Genomic DNA, 23,470 nt, shown 5'->3' on the forward strand with positions numbered 1-23,470 from the left:
ACGCTCCGATTCGTCGGGGCGTTTTTTATTTTTAGGGCATGACATCATTTATCAATCAGGTTTTAACTGACATCCTTGCACGTCCAACGTCCATTTCGGATTATACTTTTATTCTACCCAGTAAAAGAGCGGGATCCTTCTTGATCCATGAACTGGGAAGATTGTCGAAATCACCCGCCTTTGCTCCGAAAATACTAAGCATTGAAGATTTCGCTGAAGAGATCGCCGGATTAAAATCGGTTGATAATGTTACCGCCCTGTTCGAATTTTACAGTGCCTATAAAAAGTGTACTCCGGCAGAGCAAACAGAAAACTTTGATACTTTCGCTTCCTGGGCGCAGATCCTGTTATACGACTTCAATGAAATTGATCGATACCTTATAGATTATAAATCTTTTTTTGGGTACCTGGCAAACATTCAGGAAGTGAACCACTGGTCCCTGAATGACGAGAAAACTCCGCTCATGGAGAATTATCTCACTTTCTGGAATAAACTTCCGGAATATTACGAACAACTTCAGGAGCAGTTACAAAAGAAAGACTTGGCCTATCAAGGAATGGTCTACCGTAGAGCTTCAGAAAGGATCTCAGATTATATTCTGAAGAATGAAAGTCAGCATATTTTTATTGGTTTCAATGCCTTAAATAATGCCGAACAGGAGATCTTCCAGAGAATGCTCGAAGCAGAACAGGCTGAAGTGTTCTGGGACGCCGATGAATCCTTCTTTAAGGACGAACAACACGATGTTTCCCTGTTTCTTAGGAATTACCTCAAGACCTGGCCTTTTTACCGGGAAAAGCCTTTTAAAAAGGTTTCCGCAGAATTTCAAAAGGAGAAGAACATCAAAATGGTGGGAATCCCTAAAAATATTGGGCAGGCTAAATATGTGGGGGAATTACTTTCCAAGATGCCGCCCGAAGAGATTCAAAGAACCGCTGTGGTGCTGGGCGATGAAAGCCTGCTATTGCCGGTATTGAATTCCCTGCCTCCCAATATTGATGAGGTGAACGTGACCATGGGATTTGCTTTGAAAAATGCTCCGGTAACTTTCCTTTTTGAACACCTGTTAAAAATGCATTCCTCTCCTCAGGGAGATTGGTATTTCAAAGATATTACCGCCATTATAAATCACCCGGTCATACAAAAGATCACCCGGCGTGCTTCCGGAAGTCTTTCTGAAAAGATCAAAAAAGACAATCTGATATATGTTTCTTCGGAAACTATTTTACAACAGGCTTCAGAAAATACAAAACGACTCTATGAACTGTGTTTCGAAGACTGGGGTAATGATCCTCGCAAAGCCGTCGACCAATTGCAGGAACTTGTCTATTTCCTTAAAAGTGGCTTAGATCCTGAAAAAGATAAGATCACCCTGGAGTTTTTATACCAAATACATCTTTTATTCAACAAGCTGAACAATCTCTTGTTAGAATACAAGCATATTAGTTCCATAAAATCACTCTTTACAATTTATAAAGACCTAGTTTCTGCTCATACGGTAGACTTTAGAGGAAAGCCTTTTTCAGGATTGCAGCTTATGGGGGTTCTGGAATCCAGGGTTTTGGATTTTCGGAATGTCATTTTGCTTTCAGTGAACGAAGGAGTGCTACCGGCGGGAAAAAGCAGCAATTCCTTTGTGCCTTTCGATCTTAAAAGCGCTTATAATTTACCGACTTTTAAGGAGAAGGATGCGATCTATTCTTACCATTTTCACCATCTCCTCCAGCGGGCCACGAACGTTCATTTGATCTATAATACGGAAAGTGACGGACTGAATGCAGGGGAAAAAAGCCGTTTTTTGCTGCAGCTTGAAATGGAGAAGCAACCACTTCATAATATTGAAAGTTATACGGTCATCCCGAAAGTTCCTGCAATTACCGGCGAACTGAAAGTTATTCCTAAGACTCCAGAAGTGCTTGAACGCATAAAGGAACTAGCTTACCGCGGATTTTCACCATCTGCCCTTACTACTTACATTAGGAATCCTCTTGATTTTTACAAGCAGTATATACTTGGAATTAAGGAGCGGGATGAAGTGGAGGAAACCGTAGCCTACAATACCCTGGGGACCGTGGTCCATGATGCCCTGGAAACTTTTTATAAAGGCTGGGAGGGGAAAGAGATCAGGCTGGAAGACCTTGAAAAAGCCGTTCAGGATGTCCCTTCTGAAATCAAAAAACAATTTAGGGAACATTACACTTCCGCTCCTTTGAAAAATGGGAAAAACCTGCTGATTTACGAGGTAGCAAAAAGATATGTAAATAATTTTCTGAAAACCGAGATCAGGAATATTCAAAAAGGTAATTCCATAAGGATCCTTCAGGTCGAGAATAAATTGACTTGTCCTTTTCCTGTTGAGGAGCTTCCTTTTCCGGTTAACCTGAAAGGAACCGTAGACCGGGTTGACTCATTGAATGGTAAGGTCAGGATCATTGATTACAAGACCGGAAAAGTGGAACAGAATAAGGTTGAAATTGTAGATTGGGAGGACATCAGTTCAGATTATGACAAGTATAGTAAACCGTTTCAGATTCTGATGTATGCATGTTTGTTAGATCATCATCAGCCTATTTCTGAACCGGTTGAAGCAGGAATCATTTCCTTTAAAAATCTGCAGAACGGATTTTTAAAATTCTCCAAAAAGGATAAAAGTGGCAGGGGAGCAGTGAAAAATTCAGATATTACAAAAGATTTACTCGAAGATTATAAAATTGAACTTAAGAAATTGATCGTAGAGATCTGTGATCCTAACATTCCTTTTGAGGAAAAAGAAATAAAACAAAACGCATGGTAGTCAGAAAGTATTTAAACAATCCGCTAAAAGGAAAACATGGAAGACCGGTCATAACCGATGTTTTTTATTCAGATGAAGGAGAGAATAAACCTATTTTGATCTTCTGCCACGGGTATAAAGGATTTAAAGATTGGGGCGCCTGGAATTTAATGGCTGAAGAATATGCCAAGAGAGGATTTTTGTTCGTGAAGTTCAATTTTGCTTTTAACGGCGGAACTTTGGAAGAGCCAATTGATTTCCCCGATCTGGATGCTTTCGGAGAGAACACTTATACCAAAGAATTGGATGATCTGGAGGTTTTATTGGATTGGATGTTTTCTGAAGAATTTCCCTATTCTAACATTGCAGACCTGTCTAATATTGGATTGATGGGGCATTCACGCGGTGGTGGAGTCGTGGTCATTAAGGCTGAGGAAGATCGCCGTATTAAAAAGCTGATTACCCTTGCCGCGGTAAGTGATTTCGGAGATCGTTTTCCACAGGGAGAAGAATTAGCCGGCTGGCAGCAAAAGGGGATCGCTTACATTGAAAACACCCGTACCAAGCAACAAATGCCTCATCTCTTTGATTTTTATGAAGATTTCAAAGCCAATGAAGAACGGTTGACCATTTCCAGGGCTGCTAAGGCCTTAAGGATTCCAACCCTTATTATTCACGGCACGCAGGATGAAACGGTTGCTCTTGAAGATGCTTACGATCTCAAAAAATGGATAAATGATTCGGAATTAATTCTTCTGGAAGGTAGTGACCATGTGTTTGATATTTCCCATCCCTGGGACAAAGATCGTATGAGTCCTGCGATGAACAAGATCGTAGAAAAGACATGTGAGTTTCTGGAAAATTAACGGGAATTATAAACTTCCTATCACAAACCCACCGGTCGCCGCGGCAATCAACCCTAAGATCCAGGTAAGGGTTTTGTCCTTGGGCTTTTTAGCTTTTTCAACTTCAAGCTGGACCTTTAATAGATCGTAGTTTTGGGTAAGAAGTGAATTCTGTTGCTCCAGATTTTCTACCAATTCCTTTAGGTCAGCGACTTGTAGCTTGTATTCTTCTATCACAAGGTGTTGGGCTTGAAGGGCAGATTCCAGTTTCTCCACCTGTCGTTTGGCTTTAATTGCTTCTTTCGCCTGTCCGGGACTTATCTGGATAGTACTTTGCGAATAGGAAAGCGATGCTGTCAAGATCGCGCAAAGTATCAATATTTGCTTCATTTGGGTTGGTTTTTAAAAGGGAATCCACATAAACCAGCAGTTCATCAATTTTCTGATCACGAGAAAGAATTCTTTTTCTGCCTTTATCTTGTTGGTATTTCAGGCTGTCGATAATGTGGAAATTTTCAGCTTTCAGCTTTTCAATATCTTTTTCAAAGATTTCGAGACTTGCTTCCAGGGATTCACTTCTTTCATTTGCCAGGTAGAGTGAATATCCCAGTATGCCGGTGACCGTTATTAAGAAAATGATAACCCCTGAGAGTATCAGAAGCCATTTTTGAAGAGTCAGGTTGAACATAATTTGTAGTGACTTTGACTATCAGGCAAATTAGTGAAATTTTACAGAATAATCCTACAATCCATAAAGAGCTATAATTGAGGGAAATCTTGAGGATGGGGTAAATTATGCGGAATAACAACCCTTCGAGGGAAGGTGGATCTTTTTTGAGTTTTTTTAGGAGATTGCTCTTTCTGTAACCTGGAAATGTTCAGAAATAAAAAAAACCACTGCTTTCACAGTGGTTTTGGTGGAGAATATCGGAGTCGAACCGATGACCTTTTGGCTGCCAGCCAAACGCTCTAGCCAGCTGAGCTAATCCCCCTTCCGGCGCTGATTGTAAAAATCAACGGGGCAAATGTAACTAATTTATTTATACGAGTAAAGAGATTATTTTGTTCTGTAAAAAATTATTTTTGTGCTTCTCAAACCATTAAATGATACGAAAAGCCACTCCCGCCGATCTTGATGCAATCAAACAATTGACAGAATCTTGCGCAAAAGCGCTTCAGGAAAAAGGCATTTTTCAATGGAATGAATCATATCCTTCCAGGGAGCGACTGGCAAAAGACATTGACCTGGGAGAACTGTTCGTATATGAAGAAACTTCAGAGGTTGTAGGGATCATAGTCCTCACCCCGGTCATGGACGAGGAATACATTCCTATTAAATGGTTGACCTCAAACAAGAACAACCTTTACGTTCACAGGCTGGCGACTCATCCCGTGGTTTGGGGAAATGGTTACGGTCAAAAATTGATGGATTATGCGGAAGCTTTCGCTTCTGAAAATAAATACCAATCAGTGAGACTGGATACTTTCAGCCAGAATCAACGGAATCAGAAATTTTATGAAAGCAGGGACTACAAAAGGCTTGGAAACATCTATTTTCCGAAACAAAGCGAGCATCCCTTCTATTGTTACGAAAAAGTATTAGCCTGATATGTCCAGAGTTTCATTTAAAGATATCAACAAGATCGCGATTCCGGCCATCATAGCGGGGATCGCCGAACCTCTTATTTCTTTAACCGATATCGCTGTGATAGGAAACGTGGATCGTGACCCTGTGGAAGCGCTCGCGGCAGCCGGGATAGTGGGATCTTTCCTTTCGGCCATTATCTGGATCCTGGCACAGACCAAAACGGCAATTTCTGCCCTGGTTTCCCAACATTTAGGAGCAAGCAGGTTGCATGCGGTTAAGACCCTTGTTCCGCAGGCTATTTATTTTAACCTGCTGTTGAGTCTTTTGATCTACGTGGTGACGGCCTATTTCGCGGCAGCCATTTTCCGGGCTTACAATGCTGAAGGTCTTGTCCTTAACTATGCAGCCGATTATTACCAGATCAGGGCTCTAGGTTACCCGTTGACCCTGGTCACTTTTGCTCTTTTTGGAGTATTCAGAGGTTTGCAGAACACCTTGTGGGCCATGAAATGCAGTTTGACGGGAGCTTTTTTAAATGTCGGCCTGGATTACCTGCTCGTTTACGGAATTGATGGATTGATCCCAGCCATGCACTTGAAAGGTGCAGCAATCGCAAGTGTACTGTCACAATCGGTCATGCTTTTAATGGCCCTGTACTTTTTCTTTAAAAAGACGCCTTTCGGGCTCAGGTTAAGTTTCAATATCAATCCACAAATGCGTGGCCTTTTGTTGATGAGCGCTAACCTTTTTGTGCGCACCACAGCCCTCAATTTCGCCATTTACCTGGCTAATGCCTACGCTACAGGTTATGGTAAGAACTACATCGCCGCTCAGAGTATTCTCATGAATATCTGGCTGTTCTTTTCCTTTTTCATTGACGGGTACGCGAATGCTGGAAATGCCATTTCCGGAAGGTTGCTGGGTGCGAAAGATTACAAGCGATTGTGGAATCTCAGCATCGATATCAGTAAATACGCCATTATCATTGCCATGACCTTGATTGGTATATGCAGTCTGTTCTATGAGGAAATTGGAGCACTATTCACTAAAGAAACGTCGGTTTTGGTGCTGTATTCTTCGGTTTTCTGGATGGTACTCTTCATGCAGCCCGTCAACGCAATTGCTTTTATGTTCGACGGAATCTTTAAAGGTCTGGGTGAAGCAAAATATCTTCGGAATGTGTTGCTCTTTGCCACTTTCCTCGGATTCACTCCTGCGCTTCTTATAGGAGATTACTTCGGATGGAAGCTCTATGCTATATGGTTTGCTTTCTTTGTTTGGATGCTCATCCGAAGCAGTGCTCTGGTGATCAAATTCCGAAGAAAATACCTGCATCAATAAGTCGGAGGTTTTACCGCTTTGATTTTGCGTTCTAAAGTGTAACTTTACAGAAACGCTTATTTTATGACGACTACCCGAGAGGACGGAAGCCTGTATACTAATATTGACAACGGAATCGCAACGGTTGAATTTGGCCATCCTGCCAGTAATTCATTCCCCGCGGTATTACTTGAAAGACTTGAGAAGGAATTTGATAAGCTGTCAGAAGATGACTCGGTTAAGGTGATCGTCCTAAAATCTGAAGGCGATAAGGCTTTTTGCGCGGGTGCCTCTTTTGATGAACTACTGGCAGTTGAAAATATGGAACAGGGGAAAGTGTTCTTTTCCGGTTTTGCCAAGGTGATCAACGCCATGCGAAAATGTAAGAAACTGGTAGTTGGGAGAATTCACGGGAAGACTGTGGGTGGCGGAGTAGGCCTTGCTGCTGCGTGTGACTATTGTTTTGCTACAGAACAGGCGGCAATAAAATTATCTGAATTAAGCATTGGAATAGGTCCTTTTGTAATAGCCCCTGCGGTAGAACGAAAAATGGGAGTCGCGGCACTGGCCGAATTGACACTGGCTGCACATGATTGGAAGAATGCCTATTGGGCGCAGGAAAAAGGCCTGTATGCCCGGGTTTTTGAGAAGACCGATGAGATGGACAAGGAGTTACAATTTTTCACCGAAAAACTTGCAGGATATAATCCTGAAGCCTTGTTTGAAATGAAAAAAGCTCTTTGGGAAGGAACAGAGCACTGGAGCACACTTTTATCTGAAAGAGCTGCTGTTTCGGGTGAACTGGTTCTTTCAGAATTCACCAAAAATGCATTAGCAAAATTTAAAAAGTAACATATGAGTTTTTTATTGATTCAAGCCACCGAAGAAGCTTCCAAATCCACAGCTTACCAAATAGGATATAATATTGGTTATTTTGTTGGGTCTCATTTTTATGAAACCCTCGCAGCAGCTGTAATTATTGCGGCAACGATCATTTATTTTGCCTTTTTCAGAAAAAAAAGAAGAAGCATTGAAGATTAAAAAATTTAAAGGGAATGTATATGCAACAGGAACATCTGCCTAAGGACAAACCTGCCACCCGGGAGGAAGAATGGGGATATTCCCTGGAAAACTTTCTTGAAGGTAATTGGGAATATATCCTGGCTATCATCTTTGTGCTTGCTGTTTTCCTCTATGCCAGATATAGCTGGAGAAAAAGGCATCAAAAATAATGCAAAAAGGTGTACCAATAGACGACCAGACTTTTGACTTGTTAAGGTTTTTAAGTGGTCATGGATGGTGGCTGTTGATCGCAATCGCCCTGGTATTTCTTGTTATCTACAAGAAGGTGAAAGATAAGTGATCATCGTGTCTTCAACCAGCCTGTAATACTTAGTCTTTCGGTTTTGACGGGTTTTACCTCGTGCTCTAAGATCTGACTTTCAAAGATCACCACGCGACCCGGAAAAGGGTAAATCGTAGTTTCTACTTCATTGCCGTTCTCGTTCTTGTAAATAACAAGCTCGCCCCCATATTCAGGTTTCCAGTCCTGCTCGTTGAGGTAACAAACCAGGGAAAGTTTACGTCTGTCGTCATTCTGGAAAGTGTCCAGGTGGCGTTTGTAGAAGGTTCCCTCGGGATATAAAGCGTAATGGAACTCTTTATGAAGGATCCCTAAATAACAGGTGCGGTTAAGGTATTCTACAAAGTCATTTATCTTTCTAAAGAAGGTCTTTTCAGCTTCTCTAGCTTCAGATTCGTTGAGCCACAAAATAAAATCTCCACGGATCGATTTTTCAATCAATTCGTTCGTGCGGTTTCCAATGGCTGCCTTTTTGAAATTATCCTCTTCAAATTTTTCCCAGAGAGAGTTTCTCAACTGGGCCACTTCAGGCAGATCAAAGAAATCTTCAATTATAGAATACTGCTTTTCGAGCAGGTCTGATATGATTTTTTCGTAAACCGGAACTTCTACAATTTCTACCATTATATTTTTTAAAAGCCCACAAATGTATATTGAAATCGAATACGTTGAGCGATTTTTTTTCGTTCAAAAGTTAATTTTTCAAGTGACTTTTTTGAGGTTTTCCGGAGGAATGAGGCCAACAAAAAACCCGTATCTTTGCAAAAATTTGTTTTATGGGTTTAATCAGGATCACCAAGAAGTTTTCATTTGAAACCGGCCATGCGCTGTATGGATATGACGGAAAATGTAAGAATGTGCACGGGCACAGTTATAAACTGGACGTAACTGTGATTGGAGAACCCATTTCTGATAAGAAAAATGTCAAGTTAGGAATGGTGATCGATTTTGGAGACCTTAAGAAGATCGTGAAACAGGAAGTTGTAGATGTGTTTGATCACGCTACGGTCTTCAATAAGAATACTCCCCATGTGGATTTAGCAAAGGAACTGGAAGACAGAGGTCACACGGTGATCCTGGTAGATTACCAGCCAACCAGTGAAAACATGATCCAGGATTTCGCAGCTAAGATCCAAAAAAGGCTTCCAAAGCATATTAAGTTATTCTCCTTGAGATTACAGGAGACTGAGACTTCTTATGCTGAATGGTATGCTTCAGATAATCGCTAGGCTTTTTTTGCTTTTCCCGGGTATCCGAAGATAAAGTTGTTCGCAACTCCCAATTCCCCCGGCAAGATAACATGACCCGCATCTTTGTAGATACGAAACTCTACTCTGGCATTTTTATTCTTCAGGATCTCGGCGGTTTGCTCCACCCTTTCTAGCGGGACATGCGAATCGGGGTCGCTGGTGCCAAGATAGATTGGGGTTTCCTGAAAGTCGGTAATATAATTTCCGGTATTGATATTCTTTCCGATCAACCCTCCTATGATCGCGATTATTCCACCGTATTTTTTAGCATTTCGGGTTGCATATTCCAGCGCCAGGCATGCACCCTGGGAAAATCCGAAGAAATAGATGTTCTCTGAAGGGATTCCCTGTTTATTTAAATCCAGCTCTAAGTCATGCAACAATTCTAACGCTGAATCTAGCCAGGGTTGGTTTTGCTCGTCAGGCGCCATAAATGAAAGCGGGTACCAACTGTTATTATAGGCCTGTGGTGCTACCAATGCAAACTCTTCATCTATTTTAAGATGATCTGCCAGACCCAGAATATCTTCAGCAAATCCACCTCTTCCGTGGATCATTACCAGGACTTTTTTTGCTTTTTCAACCGAAGTTCCGGCATATTTGAAGTTTTTCTCGTGAAGCATCATTTAAATTTTAATGGGTTAGTTTGTACGGGCTTGACAGCCTTTTCGATCAGATCTCTCTTGGGCTCATATTGAGGTGGAAGTTTTAATTCCTCTCCAAGCTTGTCAGGAGCTTCATCCACATCAAATCCCGGCTTGGCGGTAGCAACTTCAAAAAGTACTCCGCCTGGTTCCCTGAAGTAAATGGACTTAAAATATTGACGATCTAAGGTCATGGTAGGTTGTAGTCCTTGCTTGAAGATCTTTTCCCTCACTTTAGCCTGAGTATCCTTATCGGGAGTATTAAAGGCGATGTGATGAACCGTTCCGCCACCACCAATGCCCTTAGATGCGTTCGGGGTTGCGAGGATATCAATGTAATTTCCCGGTGAGTCTGTAGCTGCAAATCTAAACCTGTTACCTTTTTCAGCGATCAGCTTATGGTCCATAACCTCGGTGAGTAAACCTCCCGTGCGCTCATAGCCGTCCTGCCAGATCTCTACACCGTAAAATCCTTTTATTGAATGCTCAAGAGGAATTGCACCATATGAAAATCCTTTTCGGGTATCATTTTCACTGAATACCAGTTCCAGACCCAGTCCGTCAGGATCTTCAAAAGATATGACCACTTCTCCATTAAATCTTTCCTGGGCAGGTTTATGAGTTATGTTGTATTTTTTCAGGCGTTCTTCCCAATAGGAAATTGAAGCGTAGGGTACAGAAAAGCTGGTGACATTGAGCATTCCTTTACCGTGTTTTCCTTGGATGATACCTTCATAAGGAAAAAAGGTTAAGATGGAACCGGGAGAACCGGTCTCATCCCCGTAATAGAAATGGTAAACATCTGGGGCATCAAAATTGACCGTTTTTTTCACCATCCTCAATCCCAGAATTCCTGTGTAGAAATCAATGTTTTGCTGAGGTTCACCTGCAAGTGCAGTGATGTGATGGATCCCCGAAATCAATTTTTCCATAGCCTTGTTTTTTCTAAAGATACAGCTCTTTGTCAAAAATTCAAAGATGGCGGTTAGCCACTAAAAGATCAGTTTTAAGGGTAGTGTTTTATCTTAGAATATTTTAACTATATCTTTACGGCAAATTTGTACAATGGAAATTCCTCAAGGGAAAAAGATCTATTTTTCAAGCGATAATCATTTAGGCGCGCCTACCGCGGAAGAAAGCAAACCCCGTGAAGAGAAATTCGTGGCCTGGCTGGATCACGTGAGCGAAGACGCTGCGGCTATTTTTTTGCTGGGAGATCTTTTTGATTTCTGGTTCGAGTACAAACATGTAGTTCCTAAAGGCTTCGTTCGTGTACTGGGGAAACTCGCTCAACTGAGAGACCGCGGAATTCCCATCTATTTTTTCGTAGGGAATCATGACCTGTGGATGAATGATTACTTTGAAAGGGAACTTAATATTCCGGTTTTTCACAAACCGAAAGAATTTGTCTTTAATAATAAAAAATTCCTGATTGGTCACGGCGACGGGCTGGGTCCCGGAGATAAAGGTTATAAATGCATGAAAAAAGTGTTTACAAATCCTTTTGCGAAATGGCTTTACAGGTGGTTGCATCCTGATATTGGTGTTCCCCTGGCGCAGTATTTTTCAGTAAAGAACAAGGCGATTTCCGGGGACGAAGATGTAGAGTTCCTGGGAGAGGAAAAGGAATGGCTGGTACAGTACTGCAGACGTAAACTTGAATCAACCCACTTCGATTATTTCGTATTCGGTCACAGGCATCTGCCATTGAACATCAAATTGACGGAAAGGTCTACCTATATTAATTTAGGAGACTGGATCAACTACTACACTTACGGAGAATTTGACGGGAAGGAACTTCAGCTGAAGGAATGGTAATTCTTTGAACTTGAATACTATCATTTTTCGACTTTAAGATACCTTTTTTGGTGACTACAGGAATTGTGGAATTCTTCGGTCATAAAATCTTTTAAAAAACAGGATATTTTTAACCTCTTAAACTTCAATCGTTTTCGCGGGTTTAATGTTAATTAGTTTCAGCTTTTCACTGATATATATCATAAATAGGGGCTTTGTGTAGGGATACCTTTATAGGGCAAATAGGAATTTCATTTTTCACCTATACAAGTTCATATCATGAAAAACCTCCTTATTCCCTTCGATTTTTCTGAAGTAGCCAAAAATGCTTTAGATTACGCAGTAAAATTTTCCGAGCCCGATCCGTCAATTACAATACATCTACTTCACGTTTCTGATGGAAGTATAACTAATAAAGAGATCAACGACAGATTTGAAGAAGTTCTGGCAAAATATAAGTCACACTTATATCCAAGGCTCTATCCCTTTGTGAAGAAAGGAAAGTTGATTCCTACTATTTTAGAAATGCAGGAGGAATTAAACGTTGACCTGGTTATCATGGGTACCAGTGGTGCCGAATTGGATGAAGAAGATCTGGTAACCCGTACCTCTTTATTTGTTCAAGCGGCAGATCTACCAATTTTGGTGATCCCTGAAAAACATAAAAAATTCAGATTAGACACTATTATTCTTTCCCTGGGCCAGGAGGAGATCGCAGACAGGTCTCCGCTTTATAAGTTGTTGGAAGTTTCAAGGAAGTTTCAGGCAAAAGTACATGTTCTTACTGTACAGAACACGCCAGTCCTTGTGGCTCATTCTGAAGTGGATGAAAGCAATGAAAACACCCTTCAATATTTCCTTGATATGTTCTATTCGCATCACTCCTTTACTGAAAATGAAGATATAGAAAAAGGTATTCTAGGGTATATAAAAAAGAATGACATGGATATGTTGGCGATCATGCCAAGGACGCACCTTAAGAACGGTGAAGCCTCGCAGGGCCGTCTGACACATTATTTAACACTTCACACAGAGGTTCCGTTACTCGTTCTAAACTAAAAGAATAGCAAAAATCTGTACTTAGATGAAAATCTCTCTAAGACGTTACGCCAACCTAATTGATTATCATCATAAAGTGCCTATAGGCTTATCTAAAAATTTAAATCTCAGGGTCAAAACCGTTAAAAAGCGGTTTTGCCTGTAAATAAATCAGCTAACATGAAACCTACTCATATTGAACATATAGGAATAGCAGTAAAGGATCTTGAATCTTCCATCCAGTTTTATGAAGAGAAAATGGGACTGTTCTGTTATCGGGTAGAAGAAGTGCCGGAACAAAAAGTGAAAACCGCCTTTTTTAAAATTGGTCAGACAAAAATAGAATTACTTGAATCAACTTCCCCCGATGGTCCCGTTGGAAAATTTGTAGAAAAGCATGGAGAAGGTTTACACCACCTCGCTTTTGCCGTTGAAGATCTTCAGGAAAATCTAGCAGAACTGGAAGAAAAGGAAGTGGGGCTTATAGATCGTACGCCAAGGATTGGTGCGGAAAGTTTGAATATAGCCTTTCTTCATCCAAAATCAACTTTTGGGGTATTAACCGAATTGTGCGAACAAACTAAATAATTACCTAATTCAGGACAGGATAAAGTCAATGAATTGATAAGTAAGCGGGAAGCCGCACGGTTAGGAGGAGGTCAAAAAAGAATTGATGCCCAGCACGAAAAGGGAAAATTAACTGCCGGAGGACTCATTTTCGCTAAGGTGATGAACCTGTTCCTTAGAAAGAACAATAAGATAAACCCACTTATTGGTGCTGCCTGAGTTTCGGCGGTGCCTGATAGTGCCAGAGTTGTTCAGGTAGAAGGTATTAAAAGTGATCCTTCCAATCATTTATTGATGCATGCAATGGCTCCGAATGTAAGTGGTGTGATAGGCTCTGCGGTGGCCGCAGGTATTATGATGAGTTTCCTGAGTTAGAAAAGTATGGAAAATAAAAAAGGTGGATAGCTCCACCTTTTTTGCCCCAAATCTACCATGAACTTAACCTACTTATGTTATGGCTTAGCTAAGGTAAATAATAATATGAGTCTGGCATATACTTTTAGATTAAGTGCATAAATAATAGTTAAACTACACTTCTAAAATATTAACTGTCAGAAAATCAGTGTTATATTAATAAGCCCGGTCTGTATTACCTTCGTAGAAATTCATAAAGGCCCTGTTAACCACCCTGTTACCTCCAGGGGTGGGGTAGTTTCCAGTGAAATACCAGTCCCCTAAATTATGAGGGCACGCCTTATGCAAATTCTCAACTGTCTGGTAAATGATTTTGACCTCTGCCTTTACACTTTCCTCACTTAAAAGTTCAGCGATCTTATCTGATATTTGCTGATCTGTAAAGGGTTCATAGATCTCTTTTACGAAGTTTTGAACTTCCTTATCGTCAAGATCCACCTGCTTTTTACATTTTTCGTAGACTTCTTCTATAATATCATATTTGCCGTTCTCTTTAAGCAACTCCAGGGTCGCCTGGAAAGCTACCAGGTTTTCAAGACGGGCCATATCAATACCATAACAGTCTGGATAACGGATTTGGGGAGCAGAGGATACCACTACAATTTTCTTAGGATTGGTGCGGTCCAGCATTTTAATGATACTCTTTTTAAGAGTTGTTCCCCTTACTATACTGTCGTCGATGATCACCAGGCTGTCTTCAGGTTTTACAACACCATATGTAACGTCGTAAACGTGAGCTACCAGATCATCCCGACTGCTGTCTTCAGTGATGAATGTTCTTAATTTCGCATCTTTGATAGCGATCTTTTCGGTGCGAAGACGGTGTGCAAGTATTTCCTGTAAGCGGGCATCGGTAAGGGTTTCCTTTTCAGCGAGGATGGCTTCATTCTTTTGCTTGTTCAGCTCATCCTGGGCCGCTTCCACCATTCCGTAGAAAGAGGTTTCGGCAGTATTGGGAATAAAGGAGAAAACCGTGTTGATGGTATCGTGATTGATGGCCTTCAATACTTCAGGCATCAACAATTTCCCCAGGTTCTTACGTTCCTGATAGATCTCAGCGTCACTTCCGCGGGAGAAATAGATGCGTTCAAAAGAACAGGCCTTTCGTTCTAAGGGCTTAAGTATCTGTTTAATGCGAACCTCGCCACTTTTCTTAGTAATAATAGCATGTCCCGGAGGAAGCTCCTGAACGGCATCAAAAGCAACATTGAAAACGGTTTGAATTACCGGTCTTTCCGAAGCGACTACTACCACTTCATCATCCTGGTAATAATAAGCGGGCCTTATTCCTGCAGGGTCTCTAAGCACGAATGAATCTCCGTGTCCAAGAAGTCCTGCCATGGCATAACCCCCGTCCCAGTTTTTAGAAGACTTTTTTAGGATCTTTCCTACATTTAATTGTTCGGCAATTATTGGAGAGGCTTCTACTTTAGTGTAGCCTTCCTTTTTAAGTTTTTTGTACAACTTTCTAACCTCGTCATCCAGGAAATGACCGATCTTTTCCATTACGGTTACCGTATCGGCTTTTTCTTTAGGATGCTGCCCAAGTTCGACCAGGTTGTTGAAAAGCTGGTGCACGTTTGTCATATTGAAGTTTCCGGCAACAATAAGGTTCCTGTGCATCCAGTTGTTCTGGCGAAGGAACGGGTGAACGCTTTCCACGCTATTCTTTCCGAATGTACCGTAGCGCACGTGACCCAAAAATAATTCCCCTAAATAAGGAATATGCTTTTTTTGTAGAGCCACATCATTGGCATAATCCGGATTTGCTTTCATCTCCTCATTGATGCGGGCATTGATCTGGGCGAAAATATCCTGGATGGGCTGGGCGGCATTGGATCGAACCCTGCTAATGTAGCGATCTCCCGGCTGAGTGTTCAATTTGATGCTGGCAAAACCCGCACCGTCCTGACCACGGTTGTGCTGTTTCTCCATCATCAGGTACATTTTATTCACTCCGTAAAATGCGGTACCGTATTTCTCCTTATAATATTCAAGGGGCTTGAGAAGCCTGATCTGTGCGATCCCACATTCATGTTTTAAAGCGTCACTCATATTTTTTAACTTCCTTAGGGTATTACTTTCAAAAAGTTGGTCACAAAAAAAGCCCTGAAATTACAGGGCGTTGTTTTAAGTCAAATTTATCTGGAACTGCGTAAGAGCTCTAAACTCCTCCAGCCGCTCATGAACATCGTCTTTACTTAGATCCTGCATTCTCTCTGTGCCAAATTTCTCTACACAGAATGAAGCAAGATTCGAGCCATATATTACAGCGTTCTTCATGTTCTCAAATGATATGTCACCGGTATGTGCAAGGTATCCTGTGAAACCACCTGCAAAGGTATCGCCAGCACCGGTTGGATCAAACACTTCTTCTAATGGTAAGGCCGGAGCAAAGAAGATCTTTTCATCATGGAATAATAAAGCACCATGTTCCCCTTTTTTGATCACCACATATTTTGGTCCCATTTCAGCGATCTTGCGAGCCGCTTTCACTAATGAGTATTCGTTGGTCAATTGACGGGCTTCTTCATCATTGATGGTCAATGCATCTACTTTAGCGATCACTTTCATAAGATCGTCCCAGGTGTTGTCCATCCAGAAGTTCATGGTATCTAAAACCACCAGTTTAGGGCGCTCAATTTGTTCCAACACGCTAAGTTGTACCAGCGGGTGTAAGTTACCAAGCATTACGATATCTGGAGATTTGAAATCTTCAGGCACCACCGGATTAAAATCAGCTAGAACATTGAGTTGGGTATCCAGGGTGTCCCTGGAGTTAAGGTCGTTGTGATATTTACCGCTCCAGAAGAAAGTTTTTCCTCCCTTTACGATCTCGGTTCCTGTTACATCGATATTCCGGTTCTTTAATAGATCAAGGTATTCCTGTGGAAAGTCTTCCCCTACTACCGATACGATTGAACTATCAATATTAAATTGTGAAGCAGAAAGACCTATATATGTCGCTGCTCCACCTAAAATTTTATCTGTTTTACCAAAAGGGGTTTCAATCGCATCAAAAGCCACCGTGCCCACTATCAATAACTTACTCATAGTATTTTTTAAGAATGAGGTGCAAATATACGGTTTTGTTTTTCAAGCCATAAACTAAGCATGTAAAAAACAGTGGTTTAAAAAAGCCCTTTTTCCTGGTCTTCAAATCCGGTGTCAATTCGCAGGCGCTTTCCTTTAGAAGCTTCTACCGCCAGTTGATCGCATCTTTCGTTTTGAGGATGGTCGTTATGACCTTTTATCCATTTGAATTTTACCTTGTGCTTTCGATATTCCTTCAGAAATTCTATCCACAGATCGGTATTTTTGCGATCCTTGAAACCTTTTTTTTCCCAGCCAAAGACCCAGCCTTTCTCTACGGCATCTGCCACATATTTAGAGTCGGTAAAGACCACGGCTTTCGTATCGAGGTTTTTAAGCTTTTTAAGGGCGACGATCACAGCTAGCAATTCCATGCGGTTATTGGTGGTGTGTTTAAAGCCTTCGGAAAATTCCTTTTTATAAGGTTTTCCTACCCATTCCATTACGATACCATAACCTCCGGGCCCCGGGTTTCCTCTTGCGGCACCGTCTGTATATATATGAACCTTTGGATCAGTCATTCTTCTTCGGGAATAATAGGTTTTCGATCACCTTCGGAAAATGTTCATATTCCAGCTGATGTATCTTTTGCGCGACCTCCTCTGCTGAATCATTCTCATCTATAGGAGTGGTGGCCTGAAAGATGATCTCACCCTCGTCATATTTCTCATTGACAAAGTGGATGCTGATCCCAGTTTCTAATTCTTTATTTTCAAGTACGGCACGGTGTACATTCATTCCGTACATTCCTTTTCCGCCATACTTCGGAAGAAGGGCAGGATGAAGATTGATCACTTTATTCGGAAATTCTTTCAGAATAGTATCGGGAAAGATCCACAGGAATCCGGCCAGCACGATGATGTCTGGCTTCATGTCTAATAAAACATTAAGGATCTTGTTGGAATTGTAAAGCGCATCCCGGTCAAAGAAAAGGGCTTTCACATGATGATCATGGGCTTTCCTAAGGACTTTAGCGCCTTTTTTATTGGAAAAAACCGCTTCCACTTCCGCTTTTTCAGACTCCTTAAAGTATTTTATGATGTTTTCGGCGTTTGTTCCTGAACCGGAAGCAAATATGACGATCTTCTTTTTCGCGGATTTTTTTGAAGTCAGCAATGTGGCGGTGTTAACAATTATTAGGAGGTAAAATTAAATGCTTTCATTGAAAATTACGTAATTTACCTTCACATTTTTAAAGTAAAAACAGGTTTTAAAATAAAGTTTTTTATTTTTGCCACTTAATTAAAATTAAAAACACAAGTTATGTCAGACATTGCATCAAGAGTAAAAGCGATTATCGTTGACAAATTAGGAGTTGACGAGAACGAAGTAGTAAATGAAGCTAGCTTCACCAACGACTTGGGCGCTGATTCATTAGACACTGTAGAGTTGATCATGGAATTCGAAAAAGAATTTGATATCCAGATTCCAGATGACCAGGCAGAAAACATTGCTACAGTAGGCCAGGCAATTTCTTATATTGAAGACGCAAAAAAATAAAAAGTAACACACCCTTATGGAGTTAAAGCGAGTTGTAGTAACTGGATTAGGAGCCCTCACCCCCATTGGTAACAATATTCAAGAATATTGGGACGGATTAAAAAACGGGAAGAGCGGTTCGGCACCTATTACATATTTTGATACGGAAAAGTTCAAAACTAAATTCGCTTGTGAGATCAAAAACTTTAACGCCGAAGATTTCTTCGACCGTAAAGAGGCCAGAAAATTAGACAAATTCGCCCAGTATGCTATCGTAGCCTCAGATGAGGCTATTAAAGACTCGGGAATTGATCTGGATAAGGTTGACAAACTTAGGGTAGGTGTTATCTGGGGAGCAGGAATTGGAGGACTTGAAACTTTCCAGGATGAAGTTCTTTCATATGGAAAAGGAGATGGTACTCCTAGGTTCAATCCTTTCTTTATCCCTAAGATGATCGCAGATATCGCCCCAGGGCATATCTCTATCCGCCACGGATTTATGGGGCCGAACTATACAACAGTTTCGGCTTGTGCTTCCGCAGCAAACGCATTGATTGATGCTTTGAACTACATTAGGTTGGGTCACAGCGATATCATTGTTTCAGGAGGATCTGAAGCGGCAGTAGCTCCGGCGGGAATGGGAGGTTTTAATGCTATGCATGCCCTTTCTACTCGTAACGAAAGTCCTGAGACTGCTTCCAGACCATTTGATGCAACCCGCGACGGATTTGTACTTGGTGAAGGTGCCGGTTCTCTTATTCTTGAAGAATATGAGCATGCCAAAGCACGCGGAGCTAAGATCTATGCTGAAGTAGTAGGAGGTGGATTGTCTTCGGATGCTTATCACATGACCGCACCACATCCTGAAGGGATTGGGGTAGTAGCCGTGATGCAGAACTGTCTAAAGAACGCTGGTCTAAAGCCTGAAGATGTTGACGCGATCAACACCCACGGTACATCAACTCCGCTGGGAGACGTTGCCGAGCTGAAAGCTATCAAAAAAGTTTTCGGGGAGCATGCTAAGAATATCAATATAAACTCAACTAAGTCCATGACCGGACATTTATTGGGTGCTGCCGGTGCAGTAGAAGCCATTGCCGCCATACTTTCTATGGAGCATGGTATCGTACCACCGACCATCAACCATGAAACACCAGACGAGAATATTAATCCTGAGTTGAACCTTACTCTTAACAAGGCGCAACCGCGCGATGTTAAAGTAGCTATGAGCAACACCTTTGGTTTTGGAGGTCATAACGCCTGTGTCCTGTTTAAAAAACTGGATGAGTAAACTTTTCCATGAGTGTTATTAGAAACATATTAAATTCCCGCTCTTTTAGAGGCGGGAATTTTTTTATGGAGTTAACTAAAATAATGGGGTTCAAGCCACGGAACATTTCCCATTATAAAAAGGCATTTACCCATCGTTCTCTCAACAAAAAAGATGAGGAAGGAAATGCTGTCAATTTCGAACGAATGGAATTCCTTGGTGACGCTATGCTAAGTGCGGTGATCGCCTCTCATTTGTTCAAAGAAGTTCCCGGAGGAAATGAAGGCTATCTTACCAAAATGCGATCAAAGATCGTGAGCCGGAAACACCTTAATGAACTGGGAAGAGACCTTGACCTTATAAAATACATTCAGACCAACATCCCAACTGACCAGTTTGGGGGCAACATACATGGAAATCTTTTTGAAGCTTTAATTGGTGCCATCTACCTAGATAGAGGTTACCGTTATTGCCGCAAATTCATTTTTGAAAGAGTAATTGTTCCTTATGTAGATATTGAACAGTTGGAAGGGACCGTCATCAGTTATAAAGGACTACTGATAGAATGGTGTCAAAAGGAAAAAAAGGACTTCAGTTTTGAAATTTATGAAGATACAGGAGTTGATGAGCAGAAACATTTTGCCGTAAAATTAAGGATAGATGACCGGGTGGTTGCTAAAGCGAGAGCTACCTCAAAGAAAAAAGGTGAAGAGAAGGCATCAAAACGGGCATATTATGCACTCCAAAATAAAATAGAGCCATCTTAAAGGATTTCTTGAAACTATAACGTTTTCGTAAATTATTCCTAAAAATCCAGCCAAAAAACTTAGTTTTCTACTGTACAATCTTTATCTTTAACCTCCGATGAAAAGATAAGTATGCCGGCGTATAAACTGGTTTTAGATGAAGTTTTTGAGGAGTCATATAAGCTTATAGCGATCCATTGTTCGGTAGAAGAATATAAGTTGGCTTTCCTCTTAAATAAATATTTAAATCTAAAGCTCGCCAGGTCACGAAAGGATATTGATTTTCAAATTGAAGGGATGCGTATTCTTTTTGCTCTCTACACTTATGAAGATCAATTAAAGTATTGCACCTTTAGCCTGGTCAGTAATGTTTCCAAAGCCGAATTTAAATCAAATGCGAATTCAAATTCGTTGTTTGGAATCAAAGAGACGACTTTTAAAAAGAGTTATTTGCTGCCTGAATTTAAAAAGGTAGATTTTTTCCTGAAGATAGAAGAAGAAATAGAAGGTGTTTCTGAAAAGCTTCTTCTGGAAAAGATAAAAGAGATCCCCCAGGTATCATTGGCATATTCTATTGAAGCTCATCAAATAAAATCAAAGGAAAATTTAATTTTTGACTAGATGCCAAATACAAAAAAGACCAAAATAGTAGCAACTCTCGGCCCTGCAACGAGTACTAAGGAGGTTTTAAAAAATATGATGCAGGCGGGAGTAAATGTTTTTAGAATAAACTTTTCTCACGCAAACTATGATGATGTAAAGCAACGTATCAACATGATTCGTGAGCTGAATGAAGAGCATGGTTTTTCAACAGCTATTCTTGCTGACCTTCAAGGTCCTAAACTAAGGGTCGGAAAAATGAAGGAAGAAGTGGTAGTTTCTGAAGGAGATGAGATCACTTTCGTAACCGGAGAGGAATTCGAAGGAACTTCAGAAAGAGTTTACATGAACTACGACCAGTTCCCTAAAGATGTAAAAGCCGGAGAAAGAATCTTGCTTGACGATGGGAAACTTATCTTCGAGGTTGTAAAGACCAATAAAGAAGATGAAGTTCTTGCTAAGGTAGTTCAGGGAGGACCGTTGAGATCCAAAAAAGGGGTCAACCTTCCTAATACCAATATCTCACTTCCGGCGCTTACTGAAAAAGATGTCGAAGATGCTATTTTCGCGGTAAGTCAAAATGTTGACTGGATCGCGCTTTCTTTCGTAAGACACAGCGAAGATCTTATCGAACTTCAAAACCTTATCAAGGAACATACAGATCATAAAATTCCAATCATCGCTAAGATCGAAAAACCGGAAGGTGTTGAGAATATCGACAAGATCGTAGCGTATTGTGACGGACTTATGGTTGCGCGTGGTGACCTTGGTGTGGAGATCCCTGCACAAGAAGTTCCCCTTATTCAAAAGCAATTGGTTCTTAAAGCCAAGAAAGCGAGAATTCCTGTTATCATCGCTACTCAAATGATGGAGACCATGATCACCAGCCTTACGCCTACAAGAGCAGAGGTGAATGATGTGGCAAACTCTGTTATGGACGGTGCAGATGCTGTGATGTTGAGTGGAGAAACTTCTGTAGGGAAGTATCCGGTACAAGTTATCGAGAAGATGTGCCAGATCATTATGAGTGTTGAAACTTCACCTCTTATTAAAGTTCCGCATGAACCACCACACGTGCGTACAAAACGTTATATCACTAAAGCGATCTGTTATCACGCTGCCGATATGGCTAATGAGATCAAAGCTCAGGCGATCTGTACTTTGACCAATAGTGGATACACCGCTTTCCAGATCTCTGCATGGAGACCTGAATCTAACATTCTTGTGTTTACCTCAAATAAGAGAATCGTGAACCAGCTGAGTCTGTTGTGGGGAGTTCGTGCTTTCTATTACGATAAAATGGTGAGTACAGATGAGACGATCGATGATGTGAACAGAATCGCACTGGAAAACAAGTTCGTTGAAAAAGGAGATTTCATTATCAACCTTGCTGCTATGCCTATCACAGAAAGAGGTATGGTGAACACACTACGTGTTTCTGAAATACACTAAGAAATTTCATAAATATTGAATGAAAGCCATCGGAATTTCCGGTGGCTTTTTTTATAGATCAAATTTCAGTTGTACAGCGATCTCTTTTTTATCGCCTTTTTCAGCCTCCTTATCAGTATTTAGGTTGGAAAGAGAGATGCCTAAAAGCCTGACCGAATTCTTCATTTTTTCCTGGTATAGCAACTCCTTGGCGGTTTCCATTATAAGATCCTTTGAAGAAATAAAGTAATTCAAGGTTTTGCTGCGCGTTTGCAAGGTAAAATCACTGTACTTGATTTTCAGGGTTACCGTTTTTCCTGCAACTTTACTTTTTGCAAGTCGGCGTTCAATTTCTTCGGAAATATTTTCAAGCCTTTCCAGCATAAATACTTCGGAAGAGATATTCTCCTCAAAAGTGCGTTCAGCACCCAGGGATTTTCGAATTCGTGAAGGCTTTACCTCGCTCAAATGTATTCCCCTAACCACATTGAAATAATATTCCCCGCTCTTTCCGAAGTGTTCGTTGAGGAATTCGAGTGGCTTCTCTTTAAGATCTTTTCCGGTAAAAATTCCAAGGCGGTACATTTTATCAGCAGTTACCTTTCCAACTCCATAGAATTTCCTGATCTCAAGAGCTTCTAGAAACTCCTCGACCTCTTCAGGGTTGACTGTCTTTTGTCCGTTTGGCTTGTTGTAATCACTGGCGACCTTGGCAATGAACTTATTGATAGAAATGCCTGCTGAAGCTGTTAAGCCTGTTTTATCCAGGATCTTTTGCCTGATCTCTTTCGCGATGAGCGAAGCACTGGGATTTCCTTTTTTGTTCTCTGTGACATCCAGGTAGGCTTCATCCAGGGAAAGCGGTTCTACCAGATCTGTATATTCCAGGAAGATTGCGCGTATGCGGTTAGAAAGTTCGCGGTACCGGTCAAATCGGGGTTTGACAAAAATAAGTTCGGGGCAATTGCGCTTAGCGATCACGCTGCTCATCGCGCTTCTTACTCCAAACTTTCGGGCTTCATAACTGGCTGCAGATACTACGCCTCTTTGGGAACTTCCGCCCACCGCTACAGGTTTTCCTCGTAGTTCGGGGTTATCGAGCTGTTCCACAGAGGCATAGAAGGCATCCATGTCTACGTGAATAATTTTTCGCTTTTTTGCCCCTTCCATTCCGCAAATTTAAGGAATCTTCCGCTTGGCTTTCAGAAGTAGTCCTTCAGATTGACATTTGAAATGAGCCATAAATCAACT

Annotated in this window: 29 protein-coding genes and 1 tRNA gene; 19 read left to right on the forward strand and 11 right to left on the reverse strand. The window is 41.2% G+C overall.

Annotated elements, in window-relative coordinates:
• Positions 1–38 precede the first annotated feature (38 nt).
• Entirely contained in the window at positions 39–2,795 is a 2,757-nt protein-coding gene (locus tag ACFQ1G_RS10965) for a PD-(D/E)XK nuclease family protein (protein ID WP_380739489.1), read from the forward strand.
• Entirely contained in the window at positions 2,789–3,640 is an 852-nt protein-coding gene (locus tag ACFQ1G_RS10970; protein WP_380739491.1) for an alpha/beta hydrolase family protein, read from the forward strand. The genes ACFQ1G_RS10965 and ACFQ1G_RS10970 overlap by 7 nt, the downstream gene beginning before the upstream one ends.
• A 6-nt stretch (positions 3,641–3,646) precedes the next feature.
• On the opposite strand, the gene ACFQ1G_RS10975 is transcribed toward ACFQ1G_RS10970, so the two are convergent.
• The 3 genes from ACFQ1G_RS10975 to ACFQ1G_RS10985 form a co-directional block, all read right to left on the reverse strand.
• The gene (locus tag ACFQ1G_RS10975; RefSeq protein WP_380739494.1) at positions 3,647–3,895 is read right to left on the reverse strand and encodes a hypothetical protein; all 249 of its coding nucleotides are present in this window, start codon (positions 3,893–3,895) and stop codon (positions 3,647–3,649) included.
• Positions 3,896–3,908: 13 nt separating this feature from the next.
• On the reverse strand, positions 3,909–4,307 hold the full coding sequence (locus tag ACFQ1G_RS10980) for a hypothetical protein (protein WP_380739496.1): 399 nt from the start codon (positions 4,305–4,307) through the stop codon (positions 3,909–3,911).
• Between the two features lie 227 nt (positions 4,308–4,534).
• Positions 4,535–4,611: transfer RNA gene (locus ACFQ1G_RS10985), tRNA-Ala, on the reverse strand.
• 112 nt (positions 4,612–4,723) lie between these two features.
• Between ACFQ1G_RS10985 and ACFQ1G_RS10990 the strand changes: the two genes are divergently transcribed.
• From ACFQ1G_RS10990 to ACFQ1G_RS11015, 6 genes are all read left to right on the forward strand, one after another.
• Positions 4,724–5,227 (forward strand): GNAT family N-acetyltransferase, encoded by a 504-nt coding sequence (locus ACFQ1G_RS10990; protein WP_380739498.1) that lies wholly within the window; start codon positions 4,724–4,726, stop codon positions 5,225–5,227.
• Position 5,228: 1 nt separating this feature from the next.
• Positions 5,229–6,548, forward strand: coding sequence for an MATE family efflux transporter (locus ACFQ1G_RS10995; RefSeq protein ID WP_380739500.1), 1,320 nt, complete (start codon positions 5,229–5,231; stop codon positions 6,546–6,548).
• Positions 6,549–6,611: 63 nt separating this feature from the next.
• The gene (locus ACFQ1G_RS11000) at positions 6,612–7,379 is read left to right on the forward strand and encodes an enoyl-CoA hydratase/isomerase family protein (protein ID WP_380739502.1); all 768 of its coding nucleotides are present in this window, start codon (positions 6,612–6,614) and stop codon (positions 7,377–7,379) included.
• Positions 7,380–7,382: 3 nt separating this feature from the next.
• Positions 7,383–7,568: a hypothetical protein gene (locus tag ACFQ1G_RS11005; RefSeq protein WP_380739504.1), complete on the forward strand. Its 186-nt coding sequence runs from the start codon at positions 7,383–7,385 to the stop codon at positions 7,566–7,568.
• A gap of 14 nt (positions 7,569–7,582) precedes the next feature.
• Positions 7,583–7,759: a hypothetical protein gene (locus ACFQ1G_RS11010; RefSeq protein ID WP_380739506.1), complete on the forward strand. Its 177-nt coding sequence runs from the start codon at positions 7,583–7,585 to the stop codon at positions 7,757–7,759.
• Complete coding sequence (locus tag ACFQ1G_RS11015; protein WP_380739508.1) at positions 7,759–7,890, forward strand: hypothetical protein; 132 nt, start codon at positions 7,759–7,761, stop codon at positions 7,888–7,890. Before ACFQ1G_RS11010 ends, ACFQ1G_RS11015 begins: the two co-directional genes overlap by 1 nt.
• On the opposite strand, the gene ACFQ1G_RS11020 is transcribed toward ACFQ1G_RS11015, so the two are convergent.
• Positions 7,891–8,514, reverse strand: a complete 624-nt coding sequence (locus ACFQ1G_RS11020) for a 2OG-Fe(II) oxygenase (RefSeq protein WP_380739510.1) — start codon at positions 8,512–8,514, stop codon at positions 7,891–7,893.
• Positions 8,515–8,666: 152 nt separating this feature from the next.
• Between ACFQ1G_RS11020 and ACFQ1G_RS11025 the strand changes: the two genes are divergently transcribed.
• On the forward strand, positions 8,667–9,119 hold the full coding sequence (locus ACFQ1G_RS11025) for a 6-pyruvoyl trahydropterin synthase family protein (protein WP_380739512.1): 453 nt from the start codon (positions 8,667–8,669) through the stop codon (positions 9,117–9,119).
• On the opposite strand, the gene ACFQ1G_RS11030 is transcribed toward ACFQ1G_RS11025, so the two are convergent.
• Both ACFQ1G_RS11030 and ACFQ1G_RS11035 read right to left on the reverse strand, forming a co-directional pair.
• The gene (locus ACFQ1G_RS11030) at positions 9,116–9,763 is read right to left on the reverse strand and encodes an alpha/beta hydrolase (protein ID WP_380739513.1); all 648 of its coding nucleotides are present in this window, start codon (positions 9,761–9,763) and stop codon (positions 9,116–9,118) included. The two genes, ACFQ1G_RS11025 and ACFQ1G_RS11030, sit on opposite strands and share 4 nt — an antisense overlap.
• A complete protein-coding gene (locus ACFQ1G_RS11035; protein ID WP_380739515.1) occupies positions 9,763–10,716 on the reverse strand; it encodes a ring-cleaving dioxygenase in 954 nt (317 codons plus the stop codon). Before ACFQ1G_RS11035 ends, ACFQ1G_RS11030 begins: the two co-directional genes overlap by 1 nt.
• Before the next feature lie 133 nt (positions 10,717–10,849).
• Between ACFQ1G_RS11035 and ACFQ1G_RS11040 the strand changes: the two genes are divergently transcribed.
• From ACFQ1G_RS11040 to ACFQ1G_RS11060, 5 genes are all read left to right on the forward strand, one after another.
• Positions 10,850–11,602 (forward strand): UDP-2,3-diacylglucosamine diphosphatase, encoded by a 753-nt coding sequence (locus ACFQ1G_RS11040; RefSeq protein WP_380739517.1) that lies wholly within the window; start codon positions 10,850–10,852, stop codon positions 11,600–11,602.
• Between the two features lie 258 nt (positions 11,603–11,860).
• Positions 11,861–12,640, forward strand: a complete 780-nt coding sequence (locus ACFQ1G_RS11045; RefSeq protein WP_380739519.1) for a universal stress protein — start codon at positions 11,861–11,863, stop codon at positions 12,638–12,640.
• 159 nt (positions 12,641–12,799) lie between these two features.
• Entirely contained in the window at positions 12,800–13,207 is a 408-nt protein-coding gene (mce, locus tag ACFQ1G_RS11050; RefSeq protein ID WP_380739521.1) for a methylmalonyl-CoA epimerase, read from the forward strand.
• A gap of 33 nt (positions 13,208–13,240) precedes the next feature.
• Positions 13,241–13,405 carry a hypothetical protein gene (locus ACFQ1G_RS11055; protein ID WP_380739523.1) on the forward strand — a complete coding sequence of 55 codons (165 nt, stop codon included), beginning with the start codon at positions 13,241–13,243 and terminating at the stop codon, positions 13,403–13,405.
• 9 nt (positions 13,406–13,414) lie between these two features.
• A complete protein-coding gene (locus tag ACFQ1G_RS11060; protein WP_380739525.1) occupies positions 13,415–13,561 on the forward strand; it encodes a sodium ion-translocating decarboxylase subunit beta in 147 nt (48 codons plus the stop codon).
• A gap of 195 nt (positions 13,562–13,756) precedes the next feature.
• On the opposite strand, the gene ACFQ1G_RS11065 is transcribed toward ACFQ1G_RS11060, so the two are convergent.
• From ACFQ1G_RS11065 to purN, 4 genes are all read right to left on the reverse strand, one after another.
• Positions 13,757–15,655 (reverse strand): amidophosphoribosyltransferase, encoded by a 1,899-nt coding sequence (locus tag ACFQ1G_RS11065; protein WP_380739527.1) that lies wholly within the window; start codon positions 15,653–15,655, stop codon positions 13,757–13,759.
• Positions 15,656–15,730: 75 nt separating this feature from the next.
• Positions 15,731–16,654 (reverse strand): PfkB family carbohydrate kinase, encoded by a 924-nt coding sequence (locus ACFQ1G_RS11070; protein WP_380739529.1) that lies wholly within the window; start codon positions 16,652–16,654, stop codon positions 15,731–15,733.
• 77 nt (positions 16,655–16,731) lie between these two features.
• Positions 16,732–17,214 carry a ribonuclease HI gene (gene rnhA, locus ACFQ1G_RS11075; protein ID WP_380739531.1) on the reverse strand — a complete coding sequence of 161 codons (483 nt, stop codon included), beginning with the start codon at positions 17,212–17,214 and terminating at the stop codon, positions 16,732–16,734.
• A complete protein-coding gene (purN, locus tag ACFQ1G_RS11080; RefSeq protein WP_380739533.1) occupies positions 17,207–17,809 on the reverse strand; it encodes a phosphoribosylglycinamide formyltransferase in 603 nt (200 codons plus the stop codon). The genes rnhA and purN overlap by 8 nt, the downstream gene beginning before the upstream one ends.
• Before the next feature lie 147 nt (positions 17,810–17,956).
• Here purN and ACFQ1G_RS11085 point away from each other — a divergent pair, with 147 nt between their 5' ends.
• The 5 genes from ACFQ1G_RS11085 (at position 17,957) to pyk (ending at position 22,240) form a co-directional block, all read left to right on the forward strand.
• A complete protein-coding gene (locus tag ACFQ1G_RS11085) occupies positions 17,957–18,193 on the forward strand; it encodes an acyl carrier protein (protein WP_013069791.1) in 237 nt (78 codons plus the stop codon).
• Positions 18,194–18,209: 16 nt separating this feature from the next.
• Positions 18,210–19,463, forward strand: a complete 1,254-nt coding sequence (gene fabF / locus ACFQ1G_RS11090; RefSeq protein WP_380739535.1) for a beta-ketoacyl-ACP synthase II — start codon at positions 18,210–18,212, stop codon at positions 19,461–19,463.
• Positions 19,464–19,471: 8 nt separating this feature from the next.
• On the forward strand, positions 19,472–20,209 hold the full coding sequence (rnc, locus tag ACFQ1G_RS11095) for a ribonuclease III (protein WP_380739537.1): 738 nt from the start codon (positions 19,472–19,474) through the stop codon (positions 20,207–20,209).
• A gap of 111 nt (positions 20,210–20,320) precedes the next feature.
• Positions 20,321–20,809 carry an IPExxxVDY family protein gene (locus tag ACFQ1G_RS11100; RefSeq protein WP_380739539.1) on the forward strand — a complete coding sequence of 163 codons (489 nt, stop codon included), beginning with the start codon at positions 20,321–20,323 and terminating at the stop codon, positions 20,807–20,809.
• On the forward strand, positions 20,810–22,240 hold the full coding sequence (gene pyk / locus ACFQ1G_RS11105) for a pyruvate kinase (protein WP_380739540.1): 1,431 nt from the start codon (positions 20,810–20,812) through the stop codon (positions 22,238–22,240).
• Between the two features lie 51 nt (positions 22,241–22,291).
• Here pyk and dinB read toward each other — a convergent pair whose 3' ends face one another.
• Positions 22,292–23,389, reverse strand: coding sequence for a DNA polymerase IV (gene dinB / locus ACFQ1G_RS11110; RefSeq protein WP_380739541.1), 1,098 nt, complete (start codon positions 23,387–23,389; stop codon positions 22,292–22,294).
• Positions 23,390–23,470 lie beyond the last annotated feature (81 nt).

The sequence above is a fragment of the Salinimicrobium gaetbulicola genome (assembly GCF_042676025.1).
Lineage (GTDB): Bacteria > Bacteroidota > Bacteroidia > Flavobacteriales > Flavobacteriaceae > Salinimicrobium > Salinimicrobium gaetbulicola.

Coding starts and splice junctions, on each gene's coding strand:
- ACFQ1G_RS10965 (WP_380739489.1), top strand. CDS start 39: ATGACATCATTTATCAATCAGGTTTTAACTGACATCCTTGCACGTCCA.
- ACFQ1G_RS10970 (WP_380739491.1), top strand. CDS start 2,789: ATGGTAGTCAGAAAGTATTTAAACAATCCGCTAAAAGGAAAACATGGA.
- ACFQ1G_RS10980 (WP_380739496.1), bottom strand. CDS start 4,307: ATGTTCAACCTGACTCTTCAAAAATGGCTTCTGATACTCTCAGGGGTT.
- ACFQ1G_RS10990 (WP_380739498.1), top strand. CDS start 4,724: ATGATACGAAAAGCCACTCCCGCCGATCTTGATGCAATCAAACAATTG.
- ACFQ1G_RS10995 (WP_380739500.1), top strand. CDS start 5,229: ATGTCCAGAGTTTCATTTAAAGATATCAACAAGATCGCGATTCCGGCC.
- ACFQ1G_RS11000 (WP_380739502.1), top strand. CDS start 6,612: ATGACGACTACCCGAGAGGACGGAAGCCTGTATACTAATATTGACAAC.
- ACFQ1G_RS11005 (WP_380739504.1), top strand. CDS start 7,383: ATGAGTTTTTTATTGATTCAAGCCACCGAAGAAGCTTCCAAATCCACA.
- ACFQ1G_RS11010 (WP_380739506.1), top strand. CDS start 7,583: ATGTATATGCAACAGGAACATCTGCCTAAGGACAAACCTGCCACCCGG.
- ACFQ1G_RS11015 (WP_380739508.1), top strand. CDS start 7,759: ATGCAAAAAGGTGTACCAATAGACGACCAGACTTTTGACTTGTTAAGG.
- ACFQ1G_RS11020 (WP_380739510.1), bottom strand. CDS start 8,514: ATGGTAGAAATTGTAGAAGTTCCGGTTTACGAAAAAATCATATCAGAC.
- ACFQ1G_RS11025 (WP_380739512.1), top strand. CDS start 8,667: ATGGGTTTAATCAGGATCACCAAGAAGTTTTCATTTGAAACCGGCCAT.
- ACFQ1G_RS11030 (WP_380739513.1), bottom strand. CDS start 9,763: ATGCTTCACGAGAAAAACTTCAAATATGCCGGAACTTCGGTTGAAAAA.
- ACFQ1G_RS11035 (WP_380739515.1), bottom strand. CDS start 10,716: ATGGAAAAATTGATTTCGGGGATCCATCACATCACTGCACTTGCAGGT.
- ACFQ1G_RS11040 (WP_380739517.1), top strand. CDS start 10,850: ATGGAAATTCCTCAAGGGAAAAAGATCTATTTTTCAAGCGATAATCAT.
- ACFQ1G_RS11045 (WP_380739519.1), top strand. CDS start 11,861: ATGAAAAACCTCCTTATTCCCTTCGATTTTTCTGAAGTAGCCAAAAAT.
- mce (WP_380739521.1), top strand. CDS start 12,800: ATGAAACCTACTCATATTGAACATATAGGAATAGCAGTAAAGGATCTT.
- ACFQ1G_RS11065 (WP_380739527.1), bottom strand. CDS start 15,655: ATGAGTGACGCTTTAAAACATGAATGTGGGATCGCACAGATCAGGCTT.
- ACFQ1G_RS11070 (WP_380739529.1), bottom strand. CDS start 16,654: ATGAGTAAGTTATTGATAGTGGGCACGGTGGCTTTTGATGCGATTGAA.
- rnhA (WP_380739531.1), bottom strand. CDS start 17,214: ATGACTGATCCAAAGGTTCATATATATACAGACGGTGCCGCAAGAGGA.
- ACFQ1G_RS11085 (WP_013069791.1), top strand. CDS start 17,957: ATGTCAGACATTGCATCAAGAGTAAAAGCGATTATCGTTGACAAATTA.
- fabF (WP_380739535.1), top strand. CDS start 18,210: ATGGAGTTAAAGCGAGTTGTAGTAACTGGATTAGGAGCCCTCACCCCC.
- rnc (WP_380739537.1), top strand. CDS start 19,472: ATGAGTGTTATTAGAAACATATTAAATTCCCGCTCTTTTAGAGGCGGG.
- ACFQ1G_RS11100 (WP_380739539.1), top strand. CDS start 20,321: ATGCCGGCGTATAAACTGGTTTTAGATGAAGTTTTTGAGGAGTCATAT.
- pyk (WP_380739540.1), top strand. CDS start 20,810: ATGCCAAATACAAAAAAGACCAAAATAGTAGCAACTCTCGGCCCTGCA.
- dinB (WP_380739541.1), bottom strand. CDS start 23,389: ATGGAAGGGGCAAAAAAGCGAAAAATTATTCACGTAGACATGGATGCC.